Below are 7,997 nucleotides of genomic sequence, written 5' to 3'. Positions count from 1 at the left end.
CCCTTGAGGTCCGCGACGGCCGCGGCCCAGGGCTCGCTGTCGGGGGCCAGTTCGCTGACGCGGGCCGTCCACTCGACGAGCCGCCCGCCCTTGTCCTTGCTGCGGACGGTCACGCTCGCCGTGGACCCGTCGGTGAGGCCGAGGCCGGTGAGCGGCTGCTCGCCCGGCCCGTCGCCGACGAGGTGCAGCGCGCCCTCGTGCCATACGTGCCACAGCGCCCGGCCGGAGGAACTGGCACCGCCGGCCCCGGTGCCCCGCACCCAGACCAGGCCGGACTTCTTGGTGGCCTCTTCGATCAGCGCCCGCGTCTGCGTCATACGCGCCAGCTTATGCGGGGGCACTGACAGTGCGTCCGTCAGAGCCAGCCGTTGCGCTTGAAGCCGCGGTGGATGGTGAAGCAGATCACGACGGTCACGATCATGACGGCCGGGTAGGCGTACTTCCACTTCAGTTCCGGCATGTGCTCGAAGTTCATGCCGTAGACCCCGGCGATCATGGTCGGGACCGCGAAGATCGCCGCCCAGGACGTGATCTTGCGCATGTCCTCGTTCTGCGCCACGGACGCCTGCGCCAGATTGGCCTGGAGGATCGAGTTGAGCAGGTCGTCGAAGGAGACCACCTGCTCGTGCACGCGCGCGAGGTGGTCGGCGACGTCGCGGAAGTACTTCTGGATGTCCGGGTCGACCAACCGCATCGGCCGCTCGCTGAGCACCTGCATGGGCCGTATCAGCGGGGTGACCGCCCGCTTGAACTCCAGCACCTCGCGCTTGAGCTGGTAGATCCGGCTGGCGTCGCCGCCGCGTGAACTGCCCTTGGCGGGGGCCGAGAACACATCGATCTCGACCTCGTCGATGTCGTCCTGTACGGCGTCGGCGACCGCGATGTAGCCGTCGACGACCTGGTCGGCGATGGCGTGCAGGACCGCCGACGGGCCCTTGGCGAGCAGCTCCGGGTCGTCCTGGAGCCGGTGCCGCAGCGCGCGCAGCGAGCCCTGGCCGCCGTGCCGCACGGTGATGATGAAGTCCCGGCCGGTGAAACACATCACCTCGCCGGTCTCCACGACCTCGCTGGTGGCGGTGAGCTCGGTGTGCTCGACGTAGTGGATGGTCTTGAAGACGGTGAACAGCGTGTCGTCGTACCGCTCCAGCTTGGGGCGCTGGTGGGCGTGGACGGCGTCCTCGACGGCGAGGGGGTGCAGCCCGAACTCCTGGGCGATGCCGGAGAACTCCCGCTCGGTGGGCTCGTGCAGCCCGATCCAGGCGAAGCCGCCGTCGTTCTCGGTGCGGACCCGCCGCATGGCCTCGGCGGGGCTGACGGGCTCGCTGACGCGGCGGCCGTCGCGGTACACGGCGCAGTCGATGACGGCGCTGTTGGCGGACGGGTCGCGGGTGGTGTCGTAGTCGTACGGGGCGTGGCCGCGCCGCAGGGCAGGGCGGACGGCTGCGCGCAGGTCGCGAATCATCGACAAGGCTGACTCCTTCACGGGCCGGCCGGCAGCGACGGGCGCGGAGCGCAACGCGGCCCGGAACGTGGACGTGCGGCCTGGAATCGGGGCCACGTCCGCGAAGCGGGCGGCGTTCCGTGCGATGAGGCTGTCGGCAGTTCGCGGGGAACACGGAACAAGCGAGACGAAGGCGCTCTTCCGTCAAGTGCTGCGGACGCGAAAGGACTTCCGGTGTTTGAGGCTTGAGAAGCCGGGTACGGAAGGCTTCAGATCACCGGGGGACGCATACCGAGCGGGAGAACGGGAGAACTGTCGGTACTGCACGGTCGACTTGGATCACCCACCGCAGCCCCACCTCCTCCGGCCGGTCCCCGTTGGGGGAACTACGTAACTCCCTGACACCAGCGGCCAGGCTAGCAGCCGTGACAAGGACCCCGGTCCGCCTTTGCCCGTTCGATACGCGTTCTATGCTCGCTCCATGGCAGACGTTCTTCAGCTGGTCGAGGCCCGGTTGCGCACCGCGCTGGGCGAACCGGACGCACGGGCCGCGGTGACCTTCCTGGGAACGGACCGCATCGAGGTGCTGCGCTTCGTGGCCGAAACCGGAACCCGATCCGGAGCCCCGGCCGGAGCAGGGGACGAGGGTTCGGACGGCGGCGTCACGGTCCGCTACGCCACCCTCGGGATGTCCGCCCAGCCGATGGCCGACCCCGCCGACATGCTCGCCGACCAGCTCCGCGGGCCCCGCGCGGAGCTGGTGCTCTCCGTCCGTACGGGCCGCGCCGACACCGACAAGGTGCTCCGTCCGCTGGCCGTCCTCGCGGCGTCGCCGCAGGTCGAAGGCGTCGTCGTGGCCCCCGGCGGCTCCCTGGACACCGGCGAGCCGCTCTGGCCCGGCGCGCCCTTCACGTCTGTACTCGTCGGAGCGGGCGGCGGGCTCGTACCGGACCTGGAGCTGGACGACCCGATGTCCCCGGTGGCCTTCCTGCCGCTGCTGCCGATGACGGCGAACGAGGCGGCCTGGAAGCGCGTGCACGGCGCGGCGGCGCTGGAGGAGCGCTGGCTCCGGCACGGCACGGACCTGCGGGACCCGCTGCGCGGCGGCGTCCCGCTGGGGGACTGAGGCCGGTTCTCCTGCGACGCAGGAGCCCCGCCGCGCGGTGGGGGAAGACCGGCGCGGCGGGGCGGCAATGGGGCAGGAGCGGGTGTTCCGCGGGGTGGGATTCAGCTCGCGAAGACCGAGACGCTGTCCTCCGTGGCGTGGGCCGGCTCCAGCTCCTCGGCCTCCACGGTCAGCGGGCGGCGGCGGGCCCAGACGATCCCGGCGCCGATGACCGCGGTGGCGGCGGCGACCACGAACGGGATGTGGATGTCCGTCCAGCCCTCGATCTTCGGCGCGAGGAAGGGGGCCGCGGCGGCCGCGAACCAGCGCACGAAGTTGTAGCCCGCGCTCGCCACCGGCCGCGGCGCGTCCGACACGCCGAGCGCCAGCTCCGTGTAGACGGTGTTGTTCAGGCCGATGAAGGCGCCCGAGACGATCGTGCAGACGACGGCCGCGGTGTGGTCGCCGTAGCCGAGGAAGAGCAGGTCCACGGCGAGCAGGACCAGTGAGGCGCCCAGCACCTTCAGCGAGCCGAAGCGGGCCTGCACCCGCGGGGCGACGAGCACGGAGAAGACCGCGAGCAGCACACCCCAGGCGAAGAAGACGCCGCCGGATTTGTAGGGCGACATGTTCAGCACGAACGGCGTGAAGGCCAGCACCGTGAAGAACGAGTAGTTGTAGAAGAACGCCGAGGCCGCGGCGGAGGCGAGTCCGGGGTGGCCGAGCGCCTTGACCGGGTCCAGCAGCGATGTCTTACGGGCCGGCTTCGGCTGCTCCTTGAGGAGCGCGGTGATGGCGATGAAGCCGATGGCCATCAGCACGGCGGTGCCGAAGAACGGGTAGCGCCACTTCATGTCGCCGAGGATCGCGCCGACCAGCGGGCCGCAGGCCATGCCGAGCCCGAGGGCGGATTCGTACAGCAGGATCGCCGCGGCGCTGCCGCCGGCCGCCGCGCCGACGATGACGGCGAGCGCGGTGGAGACGAAGAGCGCGTTGCCCAGGCCCCAGCCGGCCCGGAAGCCGACGAGTTCGCCGACGGAGCCTGAGGTGCCGGAGAGGGCGGCGAAGACGATGACCAGCGCCAGGCCCGCGAGCAGCGTCTTCTTGCCGCCGATGCGGCTGGAGACGAAGCCGGTGACGAGCATCGCGATGGCGGTGATCAGGAAGTACGAGGTGAACAGGAGGGACACCTGGCTGGGGGAGGCATCCAGGCCCTTGGCGATGGAGGGGAGGATCGGGTCCACGAGCCCGATGCCCATGAAGGCGACGACCGAGGCGCCCGCCGTGGCCCAGACGGCCTTCGGCTGGCGCAGCAGACTGGTCGCGCCCTCGTCGAACGGATCCTCTCCGGCACTGTGCTGCTTCATGTGCCCCACCCTTCTCCGGGCGCGTCGATGCGTGTCCGGCGTCTGACCGATGTGATGTGCGCGGTCTCCGCGGAGATCGTTGACGTTTACACACAATAACTTAGACGCGCTAATAGATGCAAGGGCCATCTAGTTCTGCCGGGTGGGTGACGCCCGGCCGGGTGATCAGCCGGTGATCGTCCTTGACGCGGCGACGACCGGGGAGGACCGTTGGTCCTTATGAGGGGCGAACCCAGTTGCCCGAAGTGCGGTGGCCGGGTGCGAGCGCCCGGTCTCTTTGCCGACACCTGGCAGTGCGGCGTGCACGGCACCGTGCACCCCCTCCAGCCCGTCGTCCCGCCGAGTGTCGAAGCACTGGCCGTCGTGGTGAACCGCGCCCGGGTCCCCGTCTGGATGCCGTGGCCGCTGCCCGTCGGCTGGCTGTTCACCGGAGTGGCCTGCGCGGGCGACGACCGCGGCGGCGGCCGGGCCACCGCGGTGGCCTGCTCGGGCCCCGGCCCGCTCGGCGGCCCCGGCGAGCTCGTGCTCGTGGCGGAGGAGCTCGGCGTCGGCCTCGGCGCGCGCTACGCCGGCATCGCGGGCCCCGACCCCGGCCCGTACATGTGCGTCAACCGCCCGCCCGACGCCAAGGTCCTGGCGGCCGGCCGGCCCACCCCGCTCTGGCACGTCGAGGGCGCGCCCGAGGACCGCGCGGTCTTCGCGGGCGAGGCGCGCGGGCTGTGGCTGTGGGCGGTGATCTGGCCGGAGCGCTCCGGGCTGATGATGTACGACGAACTGGTCCTGACCGACCTGCGCGAGGCGGGCGCCGAGGTGGACCTGCTGCCGTGCGGCGCCCTCTCGCCCCGCGTCCTCGCACCGCCCGACGCCCGCTGACGGTCGCGTACGCGCGGGGGCCGGTACGTACGGGCCGTCCGGCGACGGCGCGCCCCCGCCTCTCGCTGAGGGCCGTGCGGCGACGGTGCGCTACCCCGACACCCGCCGGCGATCGCGCTCGCGGGGGGCGGTACGTACAAGGCGGCGGGTGTGTCTACGTGCAGGGCGCGCGGAGAGGCCGTGCGGTAGTGGCGTCCCCCGACGCCCACTGACGGTCGCGCCCGCGGGCGCGGTACGTACGGGGCGGCGGGGTAGCGCGTGCGGCCGGGTCGCCGCAGGCGGCTGGCACGGCCGTGTTCGAACGGCGGTTATCCTGATCAGGTCCCCTTCGTGTCCCGAGCCGAGTCTGGAGCCGTGCCGTGCGCATCGACCTGCACACCCACTCCACGGCGTCGGACGGCATGGACACCCCCGCCGAGCTGGTGCGCAACGCCGCCGCGGCCGGGCTGGACGTCGTGGCGCTGACCGATCACGACAGCGTCGGCGGCTACGCGGAGGCCATCGCGGCCCTGCCCGCCGGGCTGACCCTGGTCACCGGCGCCGAACTCTCCTGCCGCTGGACCGTCGACTCGCCGGACGACGACGGCATCGGCATGCACATGCTCGCCTACCTCTTCGACCCGCGGGAGCCCGAGCTGTGGCGCGAGCGCGAGCTCGTGCGCGACGGCCGGGTGCCCCGCGCCCAGGGCATGGTCGCCAAGCTCCAGGAGCTCGGCGTCCCCATCACCTGGGAGCGGGTGGCGGCGATCGCCGGGGACGGAGCCGTCGGGCGGCCGCACGTGGCCGCGGCCCTCGTCGAGCTGGGCGTCGTCGACAGCGTCTCCGACGCCTTCACGCCGCAGTGGATCGCGAACGACGGGCGCGCGTACGTCGACAAGTACGAGTTCGACCCCTTCGAGGCCATCCGCCTGGTCAAGGCCGCGGGCGGCGTCACCGTCTTCGCGCACCCGATGGCGCTCAAGCGCGGCCGGTGCGTACCGGAGAGCGCGATAGCCGAACTGGCCGCCGCCGGTCTCGACGGCATCGAGGTCGACCACATGGACCACGACGAGCCGACCCGCGCCCGGCTGCGCGGGCTCGCCGCCGACCTCGGGCTGCTGACCACCGGCTCCAGCGACTACCACGGCAGCCGCAAGGCGTGTGAGCTCGGCGAGTTCACGACCGACCCCGAGATCTACGGCGAGATCACGCGCCGCGCGACCGGCGCCTTCCCCGTGCCCGGCGCGGGCGGCTGAGCCCGTACGCGGAGCCCGAACCACCCGAGTCCGTAAGCCGAGCCGGTCGTATGCACGGCCGGGCGGCCAGTAGCGCCGCCGTGGGCTCGTAGCGTCGTCCGCTTCCCCCCTTCGATACCCCTCACTCGTACCACCTCGTGCAAGGCCATCACTGTGTTCGACTTTGCTGTCTTCGGGTCCCTTTTTGTCACGCTATTTGTGATCATGGACCCGCCCGGCATCACGCCCATCTTTCTCGCCCTCACCTCCGGCCGCCCCGCCAAGATCCAGCGCAAGATGGCGTGGCAGGCCGCCACGGTCGCGTTCGGCGTCATCGCCGTCTTCGGGCTCTTCGGCCACCAGATCCTGGGCCGGCTGCACATCACGCCGCCCGCGCTGATGATCGCGGGCGGGCTGCTGTTGCTGCTCGTGGCGCTCAGCCTGCTGACCGGGAAGTCCGAGCAGCCGACGCAGACCAAGGACGTCAACGTCGCGCTCGTACCGCTGGGCATGCCGCTGCTGGCCGGGCCCGGCGCGATCGTCTCGGTGATCCTCGCGGTGCAGCACGCGCACGGCGTCGGGGAGCAGGTCTCGGTATGGGCCGCGATCGCCGCCATGCACGTGGTGCTGTGGCTGGTGATGCGCTATTCGCTGCTGATCATCCGGGTGATCAAGGACGGCGGTGTGGTGCTCGTGACGCGGCTCGCCGGCATGATGCTCTCCGCGCTCGCGGTGCAGCAGATCATCAACGGCGTCACCCAAGTCGTACAGGGGGTGTAGCCGCGGCAGTCGGCCGCCCCCGGCGTGGAGCCGTACACCTCATCATCAGGTGTACGGCTCCACGCTCCGGAGACCACGAAGCGCCCCGTACCTTCTGTACGGGGCGCTCGGCGTTATAGGGGTACTGCGTAAGGCGTTACCGGACCGCGGTGTCGGCCGGGCGGATATAGATGCGCTGGCCGATCGCTGCGGCCTGCTGCACGATCCGATTGACGGAGGCGGCGTCCACGACGGTGCTGTCGACGGCGTTGCCGTCCACATCGTCCAGTCGCATGATCTCGAAGCGCATGGCTTCTCCCTTCGTCTGATCCTCCTGAGGAGAACTGATGAGTAATGGTGCGCGGCGCGTCAGTGCGCCCCGTTCCTGATGGGTACAACGAGGTGCACTATGAAAAGATTCCCTACGCTAAAGAAAATTTTCGGGAGCCTAAGTATCTGCTGGTGAAGCGGCCGGTTGTGCCCGCCGCGCGGGCCCCCGGACAATGAGGCCCGTATGAACGACGTCCAGCCCTCGCGGCCCATCGACCTCACCGCCATCGCCACCGGCATCGAGCGCGCCAACGAGCTCCTCACGCGCGTCCTCGCGGAAGTGGCGACCACCCCCTCCACGCATGCGATCTTCGTGGACGCCGGCTATGTCTACGCCGCCGCGGGCAGACTCGTCGCCGGGACGGAGGACCGCCGCGCCTTCGAGCTCGACTCGGAAGGGCTGATCGAAGCGTTCATCGACCGGGCGCGCACGATCTTCCCCGACAGCCGGCTGCTGCGCGTCTACTGGTACGACGGGGCGCGCCGCCGCATCCACACCACGGAGCAGCAGCGCATCGCCGAGCTGCCGGACGTCAAGGTGCGGCTCGGCAACCTCAACGCCAACAACCAGCAGAAGGGCGTCGACTCGCTCATCCGCAGCGACCTGGAGTCGCTCGCCCGGCACCGCGCCATCAGCGACGCCGCACTCATCGGCGGCGACGAGGACCTGGTATCGGCCGTCGAGGCGGCGCAGGGGTACGGCGCGCGCGTGCACCTGTGGGGCATCGAGGCCGTCTGCGGACGCAATCAGGCCGAGCCGCTGCTGTGGGAGGTCGACAGCCAGCGCACGTTCGACCTCGACTTCTGCAAGCCGTATGTGGCGCGGCGTACGGGCATGTGCCCGCAGGAGCCGCACGCCGCCGCCGACCCCGGGTCGGCGACGGGCGGGGTCGGCGACGGGGCTACGC

At 71.1% G+C, this 7,997-nt stretch carries 8 protein-coding genes and 1 pseudogene; 5 read left to right on the top strand and 4 right to left on the bottom strand.

All coding sequences use genetic code 11. The annotated features are described in order from the left end of the window. Window positions 1-317, bottom strand: a pseudogene (locus tag ACFU99_RS24570) (hypothetical protein); the annotation flags it as partial. Window positions 318-355: 38 nt separating this feature from the next. Continuing rightward, window positions 356-1,468, bottom strand: a complete 1,113-nt coding sequence (locus tag ACFU99_RS24565; RefSeq protein ID WP_384395398.1) for a magnesium and cobalt transport protein CorA — start codon at window positions 1,466-1,468, stop codon at window positions 356-358. 454 nt (window positions 1,469-1,922) lie between these two features. Between ACFU99_RS24565 and ACFU99_RS24560 the strand changes: the two genes are divergently transcribed. Beyond that, window positions 1,923-2,567, top strand: coding sequence for a suppressor of fused domain protein (locus ACFU99_RS24560; RefSeq protein WP_384395395.1), 645 nt, complete (start codon window positions 1,923-1,925; stop codon window positions 2,565-2,567). 101 nt (window positions 2,568-2,668) lie between these two features. Here ACFU99_RS24560 and ACFU99_RS24555 read toward each other — a convergent pair whose 3' ends face one another. Next, on the bottom strand, window positions 2,669-3,913 hold the full coding sequence (locus tag ACFU99_RS24555; RefSeq protein WP_384395393.1) for an MFS transporter: 1,245 nt from the start codon (window positions 3,911-3,913) through the stop codon (window positions 2,669-2,671). 219 nt (window positions 3,914-4,132) lie between these two features. Here ACFU99_RS24555 and ACFU99_RS24550 point away from each other — a divergent pair, with 219 nt between their 5' ends. The 3 genes from ACFU99_RS24550 (at window position 4,133) to ACFU99_RS24540 (ending at window position 6,780) form a co-directional block, all read left to right on the top strand. Beyond that, on the top strand, window positions 4,133-4,786 hold the full coding sequence (locus tag ACFU99_RS24550; RefSeq protein ID WP_384395391.1) for a DUF6758 family protein: 654 nt from the start codon (window positions 4,133-4,135) through the stop codon (window positions 4,784-4,786). Window positions 4,787-5,145: 359 nt separating this feature from the next. Continuing rightward, window positions 5,146-6,021, top strand: coding sequence for a PHP domain-containing protein (locus ACFU99_RS24545; RefSeq protein ID WP_384395389.1), 876 nt, complete (start codon window positions 5,146-5,148; stop codon window positions 6,019-6,021). Between the two features lie 153 nt (window positions 6,022-6,174). After that, on the top strand, window positions 6,175-6,780 hold the full coding sequence (locus ACFU99_RS24540; protein WP_384395387.1) for a MarC family protein: 606 nt from the start codon (window positions 6,175-6,177) through the stop codon (window positions 6,778-6,780). Between the two features lie 136 nt (window positions 6,781-6,916). Here ACFU99_RS24540 and ACFU99_RS24535 read toward each other — a convergent pair whose 3' ends face one another. Then, window positions 6,917-7,069, bottom strand: coding sequence for a hypothetical protein (locus ACFU99_RS24535; protein WP_363227399.1), 153 nt, complete (start codon window positions 7,067-7,069; stop codon window positions 6,917-6,919). 204 nt (window positions 7,070-7,273) lie between these two features. On the opposite strand from ACFU99_RS24535, the gene ACFU99_RS24530 reads away from it, so the two are divergent. Next, window positions 7,274-7,997, top strand: a 724-nt coding sequence (locus tag ACFU99_RS24530; RefSeq protein ID WP_384395384.1) for an NYN domain-containing protein, incomplete at its 3' end; no start/stop codon positions are given.

This window comes from Streptomyces sp. NPDC057654 (assembly GCF_042800135.1).
Lineage (GTDB): Bacteria > Actinomycetota > Actinomycetes > Streptomycetales > Streptomycetaceae > Streptomyces.
The sequence above is the reverse complement of the archived record's forward strand: the minus strand, read 5'-3'. Positions and strand labels throughout refer to the sequence as shown.